Genomic DNA, 19,703 nt, shown 5'->3' with positions numbered 1-19,703 from the left:
ATTCTTTCTCCTTGCCAAACAACCATTGAAATGCTACAATAGTAAAAATGGCGGACAGCCTGTACTTTGAAAAGAACTACTGGCATTCCCTAAGGAGAGAGCTTCCGTTTGGAGCCGGATGGAGTGTCAGATACAGGAGGAAAAAATGGGCAATATTATGGATAAGCTGCCAAAGCAGAATAAGACAAAAGAACAGGACCCGGAGCGGGAAAAAATCTTAAGCAGAATGCAGCAGGATGATTTTCTGCTGAAGCAGATTGACGAATTCAGAGAAAAAGCGAAACAGCTTCAAAGCATCCTGGTAACCAAAGAAAATAAGGCAGATGAGCTTCAGGAAGTGGTGGAAGAACGGGAAGAGCAGGCCAGGAAGCTTCAGGGCGAGCTGGAGGTTCAGCAGCAGGAAGCAGATTTGCTTGTGAAAAGCGTACAGAAACAGATTGATACCATAATTTCCAGATTTGATGAACAAATCAAAACGATGGATCATCTTATAAATCGTGAGATTCAGACATTGGATGAAAAGATTTCTGCAAGAACGGATGAGATGGGCAGTAATTTGCAGGAATTGTCAGAGCATACGGAACGGGTTTTGCAGGATGTGACAGGCACAGTGGACAACCGGGTTCAGGATATGTCAGAGAACGTGGAACGGGCGCTGCAGGATGTGACAGGAACCGTAGATCACAGAATCCAGGATATGACGGAGAACGTAGAGCAGAATCTGCAGGAGGTATCCGGAACCGTAGACCGCTCGCTGCAGAATGTTTCTGAGACGGTAGATCAGAAAATGGAGGATGTTACCGGAGCAGTGGAGTTCAGGCTGCAGAATATGACGGAGACCGTAGACCAGAAAATGGGAGAAGTATCCCATACTGTGGACAGCAGAATGGAAGAACTGTCGTTATCAGTGGGAAAGAATATGAAGAATGTCTCTGAGCTGGTAGGCCAGAAAATGCATGACATGCATGCGGTAGTTGATCTGAGAATGCAGAATGTTTCAGAAGCTGTAGACCAGAAGCTTCAGAGTTTTCCGGCTGTTGTGGAGAAGAAGTCTGATGAGCAGACGGATGCGTTAAAAGCATTGCTGTCAGAACTTTCAGATAAATTAAAGGATACCGGCGCAGAAATCTTAAAAACGGCGGAGAGCTCCAGAACGGAAACCGGAGGAAAACTGGAAACCGTCCAGAGCGAAACAGCGCATATCACCGGGAAACTGGATACAGTACACAGCGAAACCGGAAAGCTTTCAGAAAAACTGGAAGAAGTAAGGAATGGCCTGGAAGAAGTGGCCGAGCTTACCCAAAGCGGAGTTTCTGAGAAATTAGATCTGGTAAAAGCCGAGATTAATGAAAAAGTCCATAATGAAAATGTAAAATGTTACCGAAATATACAGACGTTAACAGAAGAACTCCGGCGGGAGATTGAGACCGTAGAGATGGACGGAAGGCGCAGTATGAAGATGATGAAGGGCTGTTTTCGCGCCGCGATTGTGCTGGCCGCTGTCAATCTTGTGGGAATTTTGGGAATTGCAGGCCATCTGTTTGGTATTTTTTAGACAGCGAAACTGCAGAACGGGCAGCAAACAGGCAGCTGCAGGAAGAATAAACAGAGTGTTAGAGGGAATTGAATGGAAAAGGAAAAGAGCGTATGGGTGATTGGGCATAAGAATCCTGACACAGATTCCATCTGTGCAGCCATAGCTTATGCAGAATTAAAAAATAAAGTAGGAAAAGGCAGATATGAAGCCAGGCGCGCCGGTCAGATCAACGAAGAGAGCAAGTATGTACTGGAGCATTTTGGGATTCCTTCTCCGGCGTATGTGGCCGATGTGGGAGCCCAGGTAAAGGATATTGAGATCCGCAAAACTACCGGTATCAGCAGTAATCTTTCCCTGAAAACAGCCTGGGAGACGATGAAAGCCCAGAATGTGGTTACCCTGCCTATTACAAGCGGAACCGGGCTTTTGGAAGGTCTGATTATCACAGGAGACATTGCCACTTCCTACATGGATGTATATGACAACCGGATTCTGGCGAAGGCAAGAACCCAGTATAAGAATATCGCAGAAACCCTGGAAGGGGAAGTGCTTACCGGGAATGCCCATGGATATTTTATCAAAGGCAAGGTAGTGGCAGCCACGGAAAGTCCGGAACTGATGGAAGAATATATTGAAGACGACGATATGGTGATTCTGGGCAACCGGTATGAGGTGCAGCTTTGCGCCATTGAGATGAATGCAAGCTGTATTATTGTCTGTTCGGACGCCAAAGTGTCCAAAACAATTCTGAGACTGGCAGAGGACAGAGGGTGCGTGATTATCACCACTCCTTATGATACCTATACAGTGGCAAGGCTGATTAACCAGAGTATGCCTGTGAAATATTTCATGCGGCGGGAGAATCTGGTGACCTTTGAAACCGAGGAATATGTAGATGATGTAAGAGAGATTATGTCCAAAGAGCGGCACAGGGATTTTCCGGTGCTTGACGAGGAAGGAAAATACGTGGGAATGATTTCCCGCAGAAATTTGCTGAATATGAAGCGGAAGCAGATTATTCTGGTGGATCACAATGAAAAGACCCAGGCGGTAGACGGTGTGGACGGAGCAGAGATTCTGGAAATCATCGATCATCACAGGTTAGGAAGCCTGGAGACGATTTCTCCTGTATTTTTCCGGAATCAGCCCCTGGGGTGCACCTCTACGATTATTTATCAGATGTATCAGGAGCAGGGCGTGGATATCCTTCCAAATATTGCAGGGCTTTTATGCTCCGCAATTATTTCAGATACTTTGATGTTCCGTTCTCCCACCTGTACCCAGATGGACAGGCAGGCAGCGGAGGCCTTAGCAGAACTGGCCGGAATTACCATTGAAGATCATGCCAAGAAGATGTTTCAGGCAGGCAGCAATTTCGGAGCTAAGTCTGCGGAAGAAATATTATTTCAGGATTTCAAAACCTTCTCTGCCGAGAAAGAGGAATTCGGCGTTGGGCAGCTCAGCGCTATGAGCGAGGAAGAACTGCAGGTAGTGAAGAAGAAATTAATGCCCTATATTGAACAGGTGCGCAGCGAACGGAACCTGGATATGGTTTATGTGATGCTGACAAATATACTGGAGGAAAGTTCTGAGTTGATTTTTGTGGGAGAGTCAGCCAAAGAAGCGGCGGAACGGGCGTTTCACGGCCATGCTAAAGACCGGGGAGACAGTCTCTGGTTAGAAGGGGTAGTGTCCAGGAAGAAACAGTTAATTCCTGCGCTGATGCTTGCCCTTCAGGAGAAATAATATGTCCGGGAACAGGAAGAAACCAGGGAATCATCAGAAAAACAGAAGAGCGAAGGCTGTGAAAAGCAGCGGAATACATAGAAATCCGAACCAAAAGAGTTCCAGCAAAAAAGCGTTGGAGCAAAAATATTCCAAACAGGAATGGAAACCGGGAAATATGGTGTATCCTGTGCCGGCTGTGCTTGTGACCGTAAGGGACAGGGCGGGAAAGGATAATATTATTACAGTGGCATGGACGGGAACCATATGCACGAATCCTCCTATGGTATACATTTCGGTAAGGCCGGAACGGCATTCTTATCATATGATAAAAGAGACGGGGGAGTTTGTGATTAATCTGACCACCAGAGAGCTTGCATTTGCTACAGATTACTGCGGGGTGAAGTCAGGCAGAGAGATCGATAAGTTTCAGGAGCTGCATTTGACGAGACAGGCAGCATCTAAGGTTTTGGCGCCCCTGATTGGGGAAAGTCCGGTGAATATTGAGTGTGTGGTGACAGAATGCCAGGAGCTGGGTTCTCACCATATGTTTCTGGCAGAAGTAAAGGCTGTCCACATATCGGAATCCTATCTGGATGCGAAAGGCGCATTCCATTTGGATCAGGCGGAACCTATTGTGTATTCTCACGGAGAATATTTTGGTTTGTCTCAGGTTCTTGGAACTTTTGGATACAGTATCAGGAAAAAATAGAAAGGGAGTGTTAATTTGGAACATTCATCATTATTATTTGAAAATATGAAATTCTGTTCAATATGCCGGGGGGCTCTTCCGTTGGATTACGAAGATGAATTATGCCCTGCATGCAAAGAAAATCAGTTGTTTTCTCAGGTGAAAGATTATATTCGTTCCAAAGACGTAACAGAATATCAGGTGGCAGATCATTTTGATATTCCCCGCAGACTGGTGAAAAGATGGATTACAGAGGGGAGAATCGAGTATAAGGAGGAGGAAAAACGTCTGGATACCCTGCACTGTTCCAACTGCGGAGTTCCCATTACGTTCGGACATCTTTGCCAGAAATGTTATCGGGAACAGAATAATCTGGAGAGGGCGGGATTTGCAACTTTTCAGGAGGATTCTGCAACAGACAACAAGATGCGTTACCTGGAGAAAGGCGATTCTTCCAAGTAGCAGTAAAGTTCTGAAAATACAGGCAACAGGAGAGTACAGAAGTGTTCAGAATAGTAATTTGCGATGATGAGGATACTCTGATTGGGGAGTTACAAGGGAAGCTTCAGCAATATGCTGCCGAAACCGGCAGGGAATTCTGCTTTTTTATCTATCATGACGGCAGCGAACTATTGCAGGAATACAGGCCGGAGTATGATTTGATTTTTATGGATATTAAAATGGAAAAATTAAACGGCCTGAAAACCGCTGAGGAAATCCGGAAAATGGACAGCAGCGTGGGACTTATTTTTCTCACTTCTTTGAAACAATATGTGTGGAAGGGATATGAATACCGCGCCGTCAATTATTTGTTAAAACCTGTAAAATACGGTGTGCTGAAAATGGAGCTGGACCGTTATTTTGAGCATTATCAGGGAAAAGAAGAACCCTATTTGAGCTTTGTCAATGACAGAGGCAGATATAAAGCATTGTATAAAGACATCAGTTATGCAGAGACAGACAAGCGGAATGTGATGCTGCATTTCGAAGGGCAGAACCAGATAATTTATAAAAATATGAAGGAGGTGTCTGCCCTTCTCTGCGCCCGGCGCCAGTTTGTGCAGTGCCATCAGAGTTTTGTGGTAAATATGGCTTTTGTGAAGGGAGTGGAAGGGTTAGAAATTATTTTAAATACCGGAGAGCGTCTTCCAGTCAGCCAACCCAGACGGAAAGAATTTATGATGAAAATGACGGAGTACTGGGGGGATATGCTGTGATATATTTGTTTCGATTTGGATCTTTTACGTTTACAGTGACATATCTGATTTTGTTTCTGTGGCTGCTGCATATTTTTATTCCCCTGCGGAAGCATCCTGCGGTCCGCATTCTGGCTCTGTACTTATCCGGTTACATTTCCAATGTGATTATCTACACCCATGATCTTGCGAACATTCTGCTGTCTCTTTTGGGGCTGATGCTCTTTCTGGCTGTGTTTCATCAGGGAAAGCTGATGGAGAAACTGACGGCTGTTTTTATTTTTTATCCCATTTTAATTTCCATTAACTTTCTGATGTATGATGTGTCCGGTAAGATTTTTTTTGCGGTGGTAAATCCTCCTGCCGAATATGAGGCCTGGACCGACTCCATCCGTCTGGCAGAGGCAGGTATCTATACAACGGCCTGTCTGGCGCGTCTATTGTTTTGGATTGGTATTTATTATTTTTTAAGAAAGCCTATCCGGGAGATTCGCCTGAATCTGACAGCAAACATGTGGCTGATTGTGGATTCCATGATTCTGGCATCCACCGTTGGGTGTTTTACGGCAATTTATTTTACCACAGGAGATTCCACAGTGATTTATCCATTGTGCGGGGCCTGTATTTTTTCCTCACTGGGAAGCGTCTGCCTTGTGTCCTATATGAGCAGCGCCATGCAGAGCGCCTATCAGCTTAAGGCCCTTAAGATGCAGCAGGAATATTATCAGGACAAAATGAAAGAAGAAGAGCGGGTCCGGGCCATTTACCATGACATGAAAAATCATCTTCTGGTACTGGAAAACAGCCGGGAGTCGGAGGCTGCCAGACAGATGGCAGGCAAGCTTCGTTCGCAGATTGCCGATTATGAGAATTATGTTCACACTGGAAACGAGTTTCTGGACGTTATTCTTAAGGATAAGGCAGAAAAGGCCAGGGAAAAGCAGATTGATTTTTCAGCGGCAGTGGAGTTTCACGGAATTGATTTTATAGAGCCGTTAGACTTAAGCACTTTATTCGGCAATGGAATTGACAATGCCATGGAAGCCAGTGAGAAACTGCCCAGGGAGCAGAGGACGATTCTGCTGAAGGCAGGCAGACTGCAGAACTTTGTGTCGGTGCTCATTGAGAACTGCTGTATGCCCCAAGCCGGAGAAAAGAACCGGCGCACTTCCAAGCCGGATGAATTTCTGCACGGCTTCGGCATTTCCAATATGCAGAAAACAGCGGAAAAATATGGCGGTCAGCTGACGGCCCGAAGGGAAAATGAGAAATTTATTCTGAAAATTTTAATTCCGGTGCCATAGAATGGGCAATACTGGATGTTGTCCCTATCCCAATTTCATAATTTCCAACGTATTAGAATTTGCGGCGTAGATGTTAGAATCTGCGCCGCTTATTGTATATTTTTTCAGATGGGGTAAGATGGATTCAGATGACGGGCGGTAAGCTCCGGATGTCTGATAAGAACAGCCATCCCCTGAAAAGCAGCGGATGAAGATTACAGGAGGACGATTATGATTTTGAAAACATCTCATTTAAAAAAATATTACGGCAGAGAGGAAAGCCTGGTGAAAGCATTGGATGATGTAAATCTGACAGTGGAAAAAGGACAGTTTGCAGCGATTATCGGAACTTCCGGCAGCGGAAAATCTACGCTGCTGAATCTCTTAGGCGGACTGGATCATCCCACTTCCGGCGGCGTGGAAGTGGAAGGGAAGAATATTGGAGAGATGACAGAAGAACAGCTTACAGTGTTTAGAAGGAAGCGGATTGGGTTTATTTTCCAGAATTACAACCTGATTCCCTATCTGACGGCATACGAAAATATTGTGCTGCCGGTCCGGTTGGACGGAAAACGGGAGGACCGGAAATTTCTGGAAGAGGCGGTGCATTTTCTGGAATTGGAAGAAAAGCTTTCCAATTATCCCAGTCATCTTTCCGGCGGACAGCAGCAGCGGGTGGCAATTGCCAGGGCCCTGGTTTCCAAGCCGGCCATTATTCTGGCAGATGAACCCACCGGAAATCTGGACAGCCGCACAAGCGATAAGGTCATTGATCTGCTGAAAATGACCAGTGAAAAATTTCATCAGACCATTGTGATGATCACCCACAATCCTGAGATTGCCCAGAAGGCGGATGTGAAAATCCGGATTGAAGATGGAAAAATCTGCGTATAAGAAGTATTTCAGCAAAATGCGGAGATTGGCATAAGATTTTCAAAGAAGAGAGGAAGAGAGAAATGAAAGACAGAAAAACGGCAGGGAAAATGATCGCGTCCATGGCAAAAGAAAGCCTGAGGGCAAGCCGTATGCGGAATATTTTTGTTACAATTACCATTGTACTGGCTTCAGCGCTGCTTTCGGCAATTCTGATGTTTGCATCAGGCCAGAAACAGAAAACAGAGAATGAACTTTCCCACAGGCAGCAGGCAGGCTACTATAACCTGACCGGGCAGCAGGTGGAAATTTTGAAAAATGAGGAGCGGATCGAAACTCAGATTCAGGTAAAGACCGGGGTGCTTACAGAACTGGACGGATATGATGTGATGCCTTTTTATGTGAACCAGTTATCTGACAAAATCCGCATCGGAGAACTGGAGAGCGGAAGAATGCCTCAGACGGAGCAGGAAATTGCAGTTCCAAAAGGGCTGCTTCAAAAGATGGGGGCGGACCTTAAGCCCGGCAGTGAAGTGACCTTTCCTTTTTATGATGGAAATACCGAACGTTTTACCGTATCCGGCATTTTAAAAGGGTCGGAAGAAGCAAAACAGTTTTCCATATTTTTTTCAGAGGATTATGCAAAAAAAGGCAGTCAGTTAAAAGATGCGCCTTACGAAGTGTATGCAAGATTTAAGGACGCCGAAGCTATGTCTGCCGGGGAATGCAGAGAGCTGATGTATTCCATTGGCGCGGCAGCGGGAATTGAGCGGAAAAATGTAAATCCCTCCAAAGCCTTTCTGGACTCACGTTCTATAAATATGCAGTCTTTGATCCTTTACGGACTGGTGGGCTTTGTGATTCTTTTAGCCAGTGTTCTTGTGGTTTACGGCGTGTTTTACCTTTCCGTCATTGGAAGAATCCATCAGTTCGGGCAGCTTCGCACCATCGGCATGACGAAAAAGCAGATAAGAAAATTTGTTTCTCTGGAGGGCAGGATGCTGTTTGTGCGTTCAGCGCCCATTGGAATTGTGATTGGCGCGGCTGCAGGATATTTTATGGTACCGGATGGATTTCATCCGGGAAATACTTTAAAGGTGATGGTTCTGGTGTCAGCGTCTGTCTATCTAATCACCATCGGCTCTGTCCGCAAGCCGGCCCGGATTGCCGCAGCCGTTTCTCCCATGGAGGCGCTGCGCTATATGCCCAAGGACACAATGAAAAAATCCTCGAATCCGAAATTGTGCCGAAGCCTTACGCCTCTGGGGCTTGGCAGAATGAATTTTTCCAGAAACAGAAAAAAAACAGTTCTTACCATGGTGTCTCTGGGACTGGGCGGAATTCTGTTTATGACGGCGGCGGCCTATATGTCCTCTTATGATAAAGAGCAGTATGCAAGACAGGGATACTTTGCAGAGGCGGAGTTTAACATATGTTATGCGGCGTCAGCCATTGAACTGAATCAATATGGAATCAGCGGCATGCAGGTTGAGGAGCCCATGGATGAGAGTCTGATCCAGGAACTATCCTCCTGGGACGGGGTGAAACAGGTGAAGGAGATTAAAAATTTCGGGCTCAGATTTGATTATCCCAAAAGAGATGAATATGGCTCCAATAATTATGCCGCCCCCATAACGGACAAAGAAATCAGAGAAATCGGCGCCTATCTGGAAGAGGGAAGCGCAGATTACGGCAAATTGATGAGCGGCGATTACATTCTTACGTTGGATAATGCCCTGGTGGAAGAAATTTACGGTTGGAAATTTGAACCGGGAGAAAAGGTTGTGTTCCATTATTATGACGGCAGCAAAATGGCGGAGAAAGAGGTCACGATTCTGGGCTGCTTAAGCAGACAGTACATTTTGGATCAAAATGGGTGCGAAGGCTGGTTTTTAATGCCGGAGCAGGCAATTTTAAAGCTGCGGTCTGCCGGGAGTATAAATTCGAACCTTCTGGTTTCTGTAAACCCGGAGAAAGAAACAGCCGTAGGGGAAAAACTGGAGGAGCTGATTGGGGAAATCCCGGGGCTGAGTCTGGAGACTCTGGCAGAGCGCAGGCTTGTCTATAAACAGAACGCAGAGCGGATGTTTGGGGCCATCAGCGGCCTGGCCATTTTCATTATGATGTTCAGCATTCTGAGCATGATGAATACATTGATTACCAATATTGTAACCCGCAGACAGGAGCTTGCCATGCTGGAATCCATCGGCATGGGCAAAGGGCAGATCCGAAGCATGGTTTTAGGGGAAAGTATGCTTCTGGTGCTGATAACCCTGGGAATTACCATGACTGCAGGCAGTCTCTGCGGATACGCTTTATGTCATTTGCTGTATCAAAACGGCGCATTTTATATGGCATTCCGGTTTCCTGTCGGGGCGTCCCTTGCTTACGCAGCTGTGCTGGCTCTGGCGCCGCTTCTGATTGCCCTTGTGTCTTTGCAGAGCTTTTCGAAAGAATCACTGGTGGAACGGCTGCGGGGCGCGGAAAATTAAAGGGAGGAAATTATGCCTTTCGAGGAACCTTCGAGAATTACCATGCCGGCCATTCAAAGCCTCCTTCTGGTGTCCCCCGATATGGTGGGCCGGTTGGTTAACCGGGTGCGGGCTTCTGAGAAAAGAGAACTGCATATTCCTGCGGAGGCAATTCTTCCCCGGGGGTATGCGCAGTACCTGCTCTGGGTTCTGGAAGCCAACTCCTGCCAGGAGCCCTTTGACAACCGGCAAAAAAATCAGTTCAGAGAACCGTCAGTCTGCGGCCAGGGCAATCAAGAGCCCAAAGAAAGGCAGGGAGCCGGAATACGCTCCGTGTACGGTCGGGTAGCCGGGCAGATAGAAACCCTAGAAGTCAATCAGCAGAAATGCTTTGACAGCGTAGATTTGTCCGCATATCCCTGGAACCCGCAGTTTAACCTGAATACAAGCCAGGTGTTTTACCAGCTGGCAAGGGAAAGGCGCCTGTTTACTTATATACAGGAATCTATTTACGGGACGGAGGAAATAATGCTCTGCTGATGATTCGGCATTGCTTTGGATATGTAGTTTTGGCTGCCATGTCATTATACTGTATGTTTTTCTTCCGCATAAACCGCTGCCGATTAGTAAGCTCTTTTACGCATGTTTGAGTATTTTCCTGTATCATTGTCCGGATTTTATTGCCGCAGGACAGGGCAAAGCATCCATTGTGTTTTGCCCAAAACTTTTCCCTCCAGACTATTTTGCTTTTTGTTTTTTCAAAACTATTCCACATACAATTACCGCTGCAAAAAAGATAAAGATTAGATACCATAGATTTTCAAAACAAAATCCATGATCCAACATCAATCGGTATCCCCAGGAGGCCGGGAAAATTAGTCCTATCGTTTCCAGAAAATCGGGTAGAAGCTCAATGGGAAACATAATTCCCGAAAGCATAATAGAGGGCAAAAACAATAATTGCGCTGTCATCGTCAGTTTCGCTTGATTTTTTACCGTCAATCCTAAAACACTCCCAATGCTTAACGACACAATCATGTATATCGCAAGTGCAAGAAAGAAAAACGGAAGTTGTATCGGCAAAGCTGCTTCAAACAGAACAGGGGCAAGCAGCGCGATCACAACACAGGTAATCATCAGATGAACAAATGCTGAAAGGAACATTGTAATAAGCCCTAAACAGATAGGTACTCCGTTTGCTTTATAAACTTTTTTTATGTCGCTTCCATAAGTTTCCACCAACGACGGCGGTAATCCGATAAATGCCCCCATTGAAACACTCATTATAATCATAGATTGTATCAGTGTACTTCTCATTTTGGGCATAACGGAAGTAAAAATACCGCCCATAAGAAGAAAGAAAATAAGCGGAACGATATAGCAGGTAACTAAGAGGGACTTACTTCGTATATCCAATTTCCACTGTAAGACTGCACCATATAAAAAACCATTCATTCTGTTTCCCTCCTTGCCATTTCGATAAAATGTTGTTCCAGTGTACCGCGGTCAACTTTAATATCCAAAATATGAATTTCTTTTTGCTTCAAATCATGAAGCAGGGAAATCAGAGTATCTTCAATATTATCTGTTTCAAAAACGCTGTTCCCCTGCTGCGTTTTGATATGGATAAAATACTTTTTCCCAATCTTATCAGTCAGTTCTGCCGCTGTGCCGCAAAAGGCAATATTCCCATGCTTCAAAATTGCAATGCGGTCACATAAGCTTTCCACTTCTGCCATATCGTGACTTGCCAAAACAATCGTTTTCCCTTGTGATTTGAGTTTGCGAATTTGCTGGTGAAGTGAAACCCTGCCCAGGGCATCAAGCCCTGCAGTGGGCTCATCGAGAAAAATAATATCAGGATTACCGATAAGCGCAAGAGCAAGATGTAATCGCCTTTTTTGTCCTGTGGATAGTTGAATGTACTGTTTTTTCTCAATTTCGTTTATGTCAAGAGCGTTAATCATCATGAAATCAATCTTTGCTCTGTTCCATTTTGCAAATAATCTGACAGCCTCCATCGGTTTGATATGGGCAGGTAAAGAGGATGATTGCAGCTGAATCCCCATTTTCCCATTTACTGTAATTGTACCGCTGTCATATTTTCTCAAATTCTCAATGCATTCAAGGGCTGTGGTTTTTCCTGCGCCGTTTACACCCAGCAGAGCGAAAGTTTCTCCTTTTTCAATGTCAAAATCAAGTCCGCCAAGAACAATGTTGCTGCCATAGCTTTTCTTTAATCCACGAACTTGTATTGCACTGTTCATCATTCCACCTCCTCAAAGGGATTTTCTCCAAGTCTTGAAAAGTAGATTTGCAACGCCGGCTCTAAATAGCCGTTTACAATTTTTTGTCTTTCTTCCCAGGCATTTGAAGCGGTATCAATGTTTCCGACTTCCATTAATTTCGGAAGCATACTCATATCGCCGTTCGTAAATTCCGTGATCAATTCCCAATACTCTTTTACAGCCCGTTGGCATTTTTCACTTTCAGGGGATACGTTTGCCTTTTGAAGTTCTATCATTTCATCGCTCAAACAGTTAAATCTATCCATAAAATTCAAACCGCTTTCCTTATCAAACCGATTACGGATATGGTCAAGCGTATCGTCATCAAACCGCTTAATGAGATAGTAAGAGTCATTTTTCATATGCAGATTCACAATAATATCTGCATACTTCTTAAAATTGACTGTCTGCATTTGCAGCACTTCTTCTTTTAACTGTTCAATTGCTGTCAAAGAAGCGGTTAGTTGTTCTATTTTCTCACGTATGCTGTCTGCCTGTTCGGTAAGGGCGGTTGCCACATCAGAGGGTGTTTCTAAAGAAATTAAGCGATGCTTTATATCATCCAAAGAAAATCCCAATGATTTCAAAGATATAATTTGATGAAGCATAACCAAGTCTTTATTTGTATAAAGCCTGCGTCCTCCTTCACTCTCTGCCGAAGGGGATAACAAGCCTTCCTTGTCATAGTATTGCAATGTACGGACCGTAACTCCTATTTTCTTTGCAGCCTCGCCAACTGTCATGAACCCAGGGGGGATGCTTCTGTGTTTTGCCATAATTGTCTGCCTCCTGTTATGTATTATAAATCATTACGCCGCGTCACAAACAAGACCTTTTTCAAAAAATTTTCATCCGTATTAAAAAAGTATACTGCACCCGCCGTTTCGAGGTAGAATTTTCCTACTTTCAGTGGACATATTCCGGTTCCATATTCCAGATGGATTGCCGTTTTACAGGAACCATGCTATGATAAAAAACACTGTCAGGAGCTAAGAGAACCGATAGTTCTGTCTGTATATAAAACGTTCGTTGTAATATGAGAGCGTGTTTGAAAAATGCGTTCTGGCAGATGTATTCAAAGAAAGGGGTTCTATCAATGTTAAAACAGCAATATTCTTCCATAAATCAAATCCTTCTGACCGTCCAGGAGAAACTGAAAAATTATCCTGAAATCGTTCAAATCTTTCAAAATTGTTATACCGATACGCTGGAACGAACCGTAAAAATCATGTCTGACGGCACAACCTACGTGATTACCGGGGATATTCCTGCCATGTGGCTGCGGGACTCTGCCGCGCAGCTTCGGCCTTACCTGCCTGCAGCGAAAAATGATCCGGCGCTGACAAAGCTGCTGACCGGACTGTCCAGACGCCAGTTTCAGTACATTTTAATTGATCCTTACGCCAATGCATTTAATGAGGAGGAGAACGGTCATTGCTGGGAACGGGACATCACAGGGCAAAACGGCTGGGTCTGGGAGCGGAAATATGAGACGGACTCTCTGTGTTATCCCTTGCAGTTTGCCTATCTGATTTGGAAAAATACGGGCTGCACGTACCATTTTGACACACTTTTCCGGAAAGGGGCAAAAGAGATTTTAAAGGTTTTTTGTACCGAGCAAAGCCATGAGGAAGCATCTTCCTATCGTTTTATCCGGCAGAATACATACTTTACCGATACTTTGTCCAGAGAGGGAAAAGGCCCGTTGGTGAAATCCGGGATTGGCATGACCTGGTCGGGGTTCCGTCCCAGTGACGATGGCTGCACTTACGGTTATCTGGTGCCTTCCAACATGTTTGCGGCGGTAGTTCTGGGGTATCTGGAAGAAATCGCAGGCAGTGTTTTAAAAGACCGGGAGCTTCAGAGAGAAGCGGCAGGAGTAAAAGAAAAGATTTTTGAAGGGATTGAGACTTATGGAATTACAAAGACAGAGGAATTCGGGGAAGTGTATGCCTATGAAACCGACGGATACGGCCAGTTCTGCCTGATGGATGATGCAAATGTTCCGAACCTGCTGTCCATGGAATATCTGGGATACAGGGGGAAAAAAGAAGAAGTTGCCAGACAGACCAGGCGAATGATTTTAAGCGAGGCAAATCCTTATTATTATGTCGGCAGTAAAGCAAGGGGCATTGGAAGCTCCCATACGCCCATCAACCATATCTGGCCCATTGCCCTGGCGATGGAAGGACTTACCGCCAGGACGCAAGAGAAGAAACTTGAGATGCTCTGCATGCTTGCCGAAACCGACGGGGGGACAGGGGCGATGCATGAAAGCTTTCATGTAAATAATGATAAGCAGTATACCAGAGAATGGTTTTCCTGGGCCAATGCCATGTTCAGTGAACTGGTACTGGATTACTGCGGTTATCCCATACTGCGCTGACAGCGGTTTTATGTTTCGGGCGTTTTCAGCCGGAGTAATATTTCACAGAAATGCCGGCCGGTTTGTGCGTCAAAGGGCTTTTTTGCTTTCGTGGGTCTTTAAGTGTAAAAATCCCTGTTTTCACCTCCCCTGTTTTATGATAAAATAACATTCAAAGAACACGATACGGAAAGGAGAGCATAATATGAACCAGGGATTTATCGAACAGGAGGCCAGAGCCGCAGGCAGAAGGAACCGGAGGCTTTTTCTGCTGCTGCTGTTTGTGTATGTCTGTATAATGACGGTTTTAGTTGTTGTTTTAAAAGATGCCATTGACCTTGCGGACAGCCGCAGCCGAACACTGGTGGTCTGCTTCTTTATTTTTTCAGGGCTGATGCTGATTTTTACAGTGATAGGACTGATCGGTTCTCTGCGGGGCAGGGCAGATGGAAAAATCTTAATCCTGCCCTTTGAGGAGGATACGAAAAAGGCAGTTGGGGAGCGGATAGACCGGGAGGTCCGGGAAGGAAACATCCAGGTGTTTGAATATATGGAGAAATTTAAAGAGGGAGAAGAGCCCTGGGGAGACCGGGTGATGCTTTTGCCGTCCTACCTGCTTCTTATGAACAGTATGGGCAAAATCATTGCCATTCCCAGAGAAAAGATTTACTGGATTTGCGCCCAGGCAGGCATTCAGGGCCGTTCCTCTTACCGGGTTCGTCTGTTGGTATTTACCGAAAAGAAAATTTTTGACCATATGACGGCAATTGACATCGGGCATGTGGAAGAACTTGCGGACAAATTGTATCAATACATACCCAATGTATTCTGTGAGTACGATACTTTTTCGTTGTCTTATGAATTGGAGAAGCTTTTTGCAAAAGACCGTGAGAAGTTTCTGAAATTCTATGAAGAGGAAAAGAGAAAGCATGGAAATTTTATAAAAAGTTAATTGCAATACTTTGAATGGATGTATAAAATAGAAACAAAAAGAGAATTCTTTTCTCAGAGAGTAATCATTAAAAATTCTTACTGAATCACAGGGAGGTGTTTCTATGGCAACTTCAAGCATTACAAAGAATTTTGTCATATCAGGCCAAAAACAGGTGGAAAAGTTTGCGGATGCAATCGAAGCGTCTGCCAATGACAAAACCCCTCGTGTTCCAATCAATGTAACCTATCTGCAGGGAGCGGACGAAATAGCAAAGTTTATGAATACAAGGAAGAACATGGATGCAGCCAGTGAATAATTTTATAATATTGAATATTCGTGAATATTTAAGGGATGATAACAGGAAACTTGGAGAGAATAAACTGTATCAGCTTCTTTCTGAGTTTTCATGTCCTTTGAATCTGGATGTTGAGCGTTTTCTGAAACGGCAGTCCATTGAATTTGCGAAAAAGCATCAGGCGGTTACATATTTAGTTTTATCATCAGAAGATGCAGAGCTGTTAGGGTATTTTTCTATTACGATAAAACCACTTGTAGTAAAAGCGTCGCCATTCAGTAATACGGTAAAACGAAAACTTGCAAGATTTAGCGAGATAGAACAGGGAGAACAGACCTATAATCTGGCTGCATATCTGATAGCGCAGCTTGGAAAAAATGATAATAGCAGGGGAAGGAACAGAATAACGGGAAAAGAATTGTTGGAAGCGGCAATCAGGCAAATTCAGGTTATGCAGTATCAGGCTGGCGGCATGGTGGTGTTTGTAGAGACAGATAATAATGAGAAATTGCTTTCATTTTATGAGGGATACGGCTTTAAACAGTTTGACACAAGGCAAGCCGCGCCGAAAGAAACCAGTTCTCATAAACTTGTTCAATTGCTGCGTTTACTTTAGAATTCAAATTATAACAAAGACAAGCCAAACCGATAAACTTTTGAAAAATCACAGTTTACCGGTTTGTTTTTTACTGAAATTTTTCTGCTGAAATTTGTACACCAAATATAGAATCTTTTGAATTGAGCAAATGTTTCCGTCGTGATAGGATAAGACTATACAAAGCAGAAGGAATGTAACAGAATTGGAGGAAAACACTATGTTTTTGACAGACCGAAAATTAGAGCGGCGCATCCAGGAATTAGAACCGTACCGTTACAGGGATATTATCCCTATGAAATATTTTGATGCCGCAGAGGATCATCAGGGTGTGGTAAATCCGCAGTTTCCAGCATTCCCGGGCAGCGGCAGCGCATCCGGCAAAGAATGGGAAACCATAGAAACAGGAGACACCTGGAAAGGAAGAGACAGGTATCTCTGGCTGCATAAAGAACTTATAATTCCAGATGAATGGAAGGAAAAGAAAATCGTCGGCATTTTTGACTTTGGAAATACCGGAGCAGGCAATAATTCCGGATTTGAGTCCATGCTCTATGTGAACGGCAGCATGTACCAGGGCGTGGACGTGAACCATAAAGAAGTATTTCTGGACAGCAGCCTGTGCGGAACTTCTGTAAACCTTATGTTCCGCCTGTGGTCAGGATTGGAAGGCGGCGGAGCGCCCAAGGAGCAGGAACATAAGATTGCCCGGGCAGATCTGGCCTGGCTGGATGAAAAAGCAGATGATTTTCACTATCTGGCTTCTATGGTCTGGCAGACCATTCAGATACTTGAGGAAGGCAATCCTGTGCAGCATGAACTGCGCAAAGCTTTAGACAGTGCCTGTCACTGCATTGACTGGTCATCTCCGGGCAGCGAATTGTTTTATGAATCGCTTCATCAGGCCGATGACTGTCTGAATGAAAGTATTGATGGAATGGACAAAAATTCCCTGATCAATGTCTACTGTGTGGGGCATACCCATATTGACGTGGCCTGGCTGTGGCGGTTAAAGCACACCAGGGAAAAATGTTCCCGTTCTTTTTCCACTGTATTCCGGCTGATGGAGCTGTATCCGGAATATATTTTCCTTCAGACTCAGCCTCAGTTGTATGAATACATGAAACAGGAATTTCCGGATATTTATGAGAATATCCAAAAGAAGGTGAAAGAAGGGCGCTGGGAAGTGGACGGCGGCATGTGGGTGGAAGCAGACTGCAACCTTACAAGCGGGGAATCCCTTACACGGCAGATCCTGATTGGAAGCAAGTTTATCAAAGATGAATTTGGCAGGGAAGTGGAATATCTGTGGCTTCCCGATGTGTTCGGATATTCCTGGGCGCTGCCTCAGATTTTGAAAAAAGCGGGAATACATACCTTTATGACCACCAAAATCAGCTGGAACCAGTATAACCGGATGCCCCACGACACCTTTTGGTGGAAGGGAATTGACGGAAGCGAGATTCTGACCCATTTTATCACTACGCCGGAGCCCTGGAATGAGCCGGGTTCCTGGTTTTACACCTATAATGGAAAACTGCTTCCTTCTACGGTAAAGGGCGTATGGGATCAGTACAGTGAGAAGCAGATGAACCGGGATTTGCTGATTTCCTTCGGGTTCGGCGACGGGGGCGGCGGCGTAAACCGGGATATGCTGGAATACCGCAGAAGGATGGATAAGATTCCGGGGCTTCCCAATCTGAAAATATCCACGGCAGGCGAGTACTTTAAAAAATTGCATCGTACGGTGGAGGATACGGATCAGTATGTACATACCTGGGATGGGGAATTGTATCTGGAGTATCACCGGGGTACCTATACCAGTCAGGGGTACAATAAGCGTATGAACCGGAAAATGGAGCTGCTCTACCGAAGGGCGGAAGGGCTTACCGTAATGGCCGCTTTGCAGAAAGGCAGTCTGGCAGAAGGAAAGCAGGAAGAACTGACCAGAGGATGGAAACATATTCTGACCAACCAGTTCCACGACATTATTCCCGGCTCCTCCATTCATGAAGTGTATGAAGATGCCAGAAAAGATTATGGCCTGATTGAAAAGATTGCCAGAAATGTGGAAAAAGACGCCCATGAGGCAATTCTGGAACAAAAAGAGCATGTCTATACCGTGTTCAATGCTTCCGGATGGGAGTTGGATCAGGTGGTAACCGTTCCGGAAACTTCTGACGGCATTTTCAGGGACAGCGCCGGAAACGTGCTTGTTTCCCAAAAAGGCCAGGGATGCACTTATGTGGAAGTGAAAAAAGTTCCGTCCCTGGGCACCCGGACCATTGTATTTGAGTCACAGAAGCAGGATGTTCCGAAAGCAGTATTTTCTGTTCACGGCAGGGAAATAGATACGCCGTTTTATCAGATGACCATCAATCATTACGGACAGATTGCAAAGCTGTTTGATAAAACTTACGGTCGGAATGTGCTGCCAGAGGGGCAGCGGGGAAATGTGCTGCAGGTCTTTGAGGATAAGCCCTTGGATAATGATGCCTGGGATATTGATATTTTTTATCAGGAAAAAATGCGTGAAATCACAGAGCTTACTGTTTTTGAAATTACAGAGATGGGGCCCCTTACCATGCGCATCCATATGGAGTGGGAGTACATGAATTCCAATATCCGGCAGGATATGATTCTCTACAGCAGAAGCCGCAGAATTGATTTCTGCACAAATGTGGATTTTCATGAGCAGCATCAGCTTTTAAAAGCGGCATTTCCGGTGGATATCCGCGCCACTTACGGAACTTATGACGTGCAGTATGGCAATGTGAGACGGCCCAACCACTGGAACACAAGCTGGGATCAGGCTAAATTTGAGACAGTGGCTCACCGGTGGGCGGATTTATCCGAGCGCAATTACGGAGTCAGCCTGTTAAATGACTGCAAATACGGGCATGACATCAAGGATAATGTAATGCGGATTTCCCTGCTTCGGGCAGGAACACAGCCGGATCACCTGCAGGATCAGGGAGAGCATACCTTCACCTACGCATTGCTTCCCCACAAAGGAGATTTTGTGGAAGGCGCTGTGGTGCAGGAGGCCTTCGCCTTAAATGAGCCCATGGAAACTGTTTCCGGAAAGAGCCTGCTGCCGTATGAAAGCTTCCTGTCCTTCGACAATGACCAGGTGGAGTTGGATGCGGTGAAGCAGTCAGAAGACGGAAAATATCTTGTGCTCCGGTTCCATGAATTTGCAGGCTCCAGACAGGAAACGTCAGTAAAGCTTGGCGTGCCATGGAAAGCCTGGGCGGAAGGAGATTTGCGTGAACGTCCTCTGTGCGGCTTTACCGGAGACGGGATTCATGTAACGCTTCACGCATATGAGATTAAAACCATATTGGTGGAAATTCAGTAATCTGTCAGACAGCTTCCTGTGAAACAGGCGCAAAGATACAGTTTGAAGGTCTGGTTTGCAGGAAGCGGCGGTCAAAGGAAAAGGAGGCG

Annotated in this window: 17 protein-coding genes; 14 read left to right on the top strand and 3 right to left on the bottom strand. The window is 45.2% G+C overall.

Going from position 1 to position 19,703, the window contains the following annotated elements; genetic code table 11:
* Positions 1-145 precede the first annotated feature (145 nt).
* The 9 genes from ACTO17_RS03410 (at position 146) to ACTO17_RS03370 (ending at position 10,316) form a co-directional block, all read left to right on the top strand.
* Entirely contained in the window at positions 146-1,555 is a 1,410-nt protein-coding gene (locus ACTO17_RS03410; RefSeq protein WP_482556901.1) for a hypothetical protein, read from the top strand.
* Positions 1,556-1,627: 72 nt separating this feature from the next.
* Complete coding sequence (locus tag ACTO17_RS03405) at positions 1,628-3,283, top strand: putative manganese-dependent inorganic diphosphatase (protein WP_482556900.1); 1,656 nt, start codon at positions 1,628-1,630, stop codon at positions 3,281-3,283.
* A gap of 157 nt (positions 3,284-3,440) precedes the next feature.
* Complete coding sequence (locus tag ACTO17_RS03400) at positions 3,441-3,974, top strand: flavin reductase family protein (protein ID WP_482556917.1); 534 nt, start codon at positions 3,441-3,443, stop codon at positions 3,972-3,974.
* An 81-nt stretch (positions 3,975-4,055) separates the two neighbouring features.
* Positions 4,056-4,415: a hypothetical protein gene (locus ACTO17_RS03395; RefSeq protein ID WP_482556899.1), complete on the top strand. Its 360-nt coding sequence runs from the start codon at positions 4,056-4,058 to the stop codon at positions 4,413-4,415.
* A gap of 41 nt (positions 4,416-4,456) precedes the next feature.
* Positions 4,457-5,170, top strand: coding sequence for a LytR/AlgR family response regulator transcription factor (locus ACTO17_RS03390; RefSeq protein WP_172538538.1), 714 nt, complete (start codon positions 4,457-4,459; stop codon positions 5,168-5,170).
* Positions 5,167-6,453, top strand: a complete 1,287-nt coding sequence (locus ACTO17_RS03385) for an ATP-binding protein (RefSeq protein WP_482556898.1) — start codon at positions 5,167-5,169, stop codon at positions 6,451-6,453. The genes ACTO17_RS03390 and ACTO17_RS03385 overlap by 4 nt, the downstream gene beginning before the upstream one ends.
* A 210-nt stretch (positions 6,454-6,663) precedes the next feature.
* Complete coding sequence (locus ACTO17_RS03380; protein WP_482556897.1) at positions 6,664-7,326, top strand: ABC transporter ATP-binding protein; 663 nt, start codon at positions 6,664-6,666, stop codon at positions 7,324-7,326.
* Between the two features lie 62 nt (positions 7,327-7,388).
* Complete coding sequence (locus ACTO17_RS03375; RefSeq protein WP_482556896.1) at positions 7,389-9,797, top strand: ABC transporter permease; 2,409 nt, start codon at positions 7,389-7,391, stop codon at positions 9,795-9,797.
* Positions 9,798-9,809: 12 nt separating this feature from the next.
* Positions 9,810-10,316, top strand: a complete 507-nt coding sequence (locus ACTO17_RS03370; protein ID WP_482556895.1) for a hypothetical protein — start codon at positions 9,810-9,812, stop codon at positions 10,314-10,316.
* 198 nt (positions 10,317-10,514) lie between these two features.
* On the opposite strand, the gene ACTO17_RS03365 is transcribed toward ACTO17_RS03370, so the two are convergent.
* From ACTO17_RS03365 to ACTO17_RS03355, 3 genes are read right to left on the bottom strand one after another with little or no spacing between them, the layout of a single operon-like run.
* A complete protein-coding gene (locus ACTO17_RS03365) occupies positions 10,515-11,231 on the bottom strand; it encodes an ABC transporter permease (RefSeq protein ID WP_172538541.1) in 717 nt (238 codons plus the stop codon).
* Positions 11,228-12,043: an ABC transporter ATP-binding protein gene (locus tag ACTO17_RS03360; RefSeq protein WP_482556916.1), complete on the bottom strand. Its 816-nt coding sequence runs from the start codon at positions 12,041-12,043 to the stop codon at positions 11,228-11,230. The genes ACTO17_RS03365 and ACTO17_RS03360 overlap by 4 nt, the downstream gene beginning before the upstream one ends.
* Entirely contained in the window at positions 12,043-12,840 is a 798-nt protein-coding gene (locus ACTO17_RS03355; protein WP_482556894.1) for a MerR family transcriptional regulator, read from the bottom strand. The genes ACTO17_RS03360 and ACTO17_RS03355 overlap by 1 nt, the downstream gene beginning before the upstream one ends.
* A 320-nt stretch (positions 12,841-13,160) precedes the next feature.
* Here ACTO17_RS03355 and ACTO17_RS03350 point away from each other — a divergent pair, with 320 nt between their 5' ends.
* The 5 genes from ACTO17_RS03350 to ACTO17_RS03330 all read left to right on the top strand — a co-directional run bounded on the left by ACTO17_RS03350 (position 13,161) and on the right by ACTO17_RS03330 (position 19,614).
* Positions 13,161-14,450, top strand: coding sequence for a glycoside hydrolase family 125 protein (locus ACTO17_RS03350; protein ID WP_172538543.1), 1,290 nt, complete (start codon positions 13,161-13,163; stop codon positions 14,448-14,450).
* A 184-nt stretch (positions 14,451-14,634) separates the two neighbouring features.
* Entirely contained in the window at positions 14,635-15,381 is a 747-nt protein-coding gene (locus ACTO17_RS03345) for a hypothetical protein (protein WP_172538544.1), read from the top strand.
* 103 nt (positions 15,382-15,484) lie between these two features.
* Positions 15,485-15,679, top strand: coding sequence for a hypothetical protein (locus ACTO17_RS03340; protein WP_172538545.1), 195 nt, complete (start codon positions 15,485-15,487; stop codon positions 15,677-15,679).
* On the top strand, positions 15,663-16,274 hold the full coding sequence (locus tag ACTO17_RS03335) for an N-acetyltransferase (protein ID WP_172538546.1): 612 nt from the start codon (positions 15,663-15,665) through the stop codon (positions 16,272-16,274). The genes ACTO17_RS03340 and ACTO17_RS03335 overlap by 17 nt, the downstream gene beginning before the upstream one ends.
* A 199-nt stretch (positions 16,275-16,473) precedes the next feature.
* Positions 16,474-19,614, top strand: coding sequence for an alpha-mannosidase (locus tag ACTO17_RS03330; RefSeq protein WP_482556893.1), 3,141 nt, complete (start codon positions 16,474-16,476; stop codon positions 19,612-19,614).
* Positions 19,615-19,703: the final 89 nt, after the last annotated feature.

It is taken from the genome of Petralouisia sp., assembly GCF_056822245.1.
This window is presented reverse-complemented; position numbering and strand designations above follow the sequence as displayed.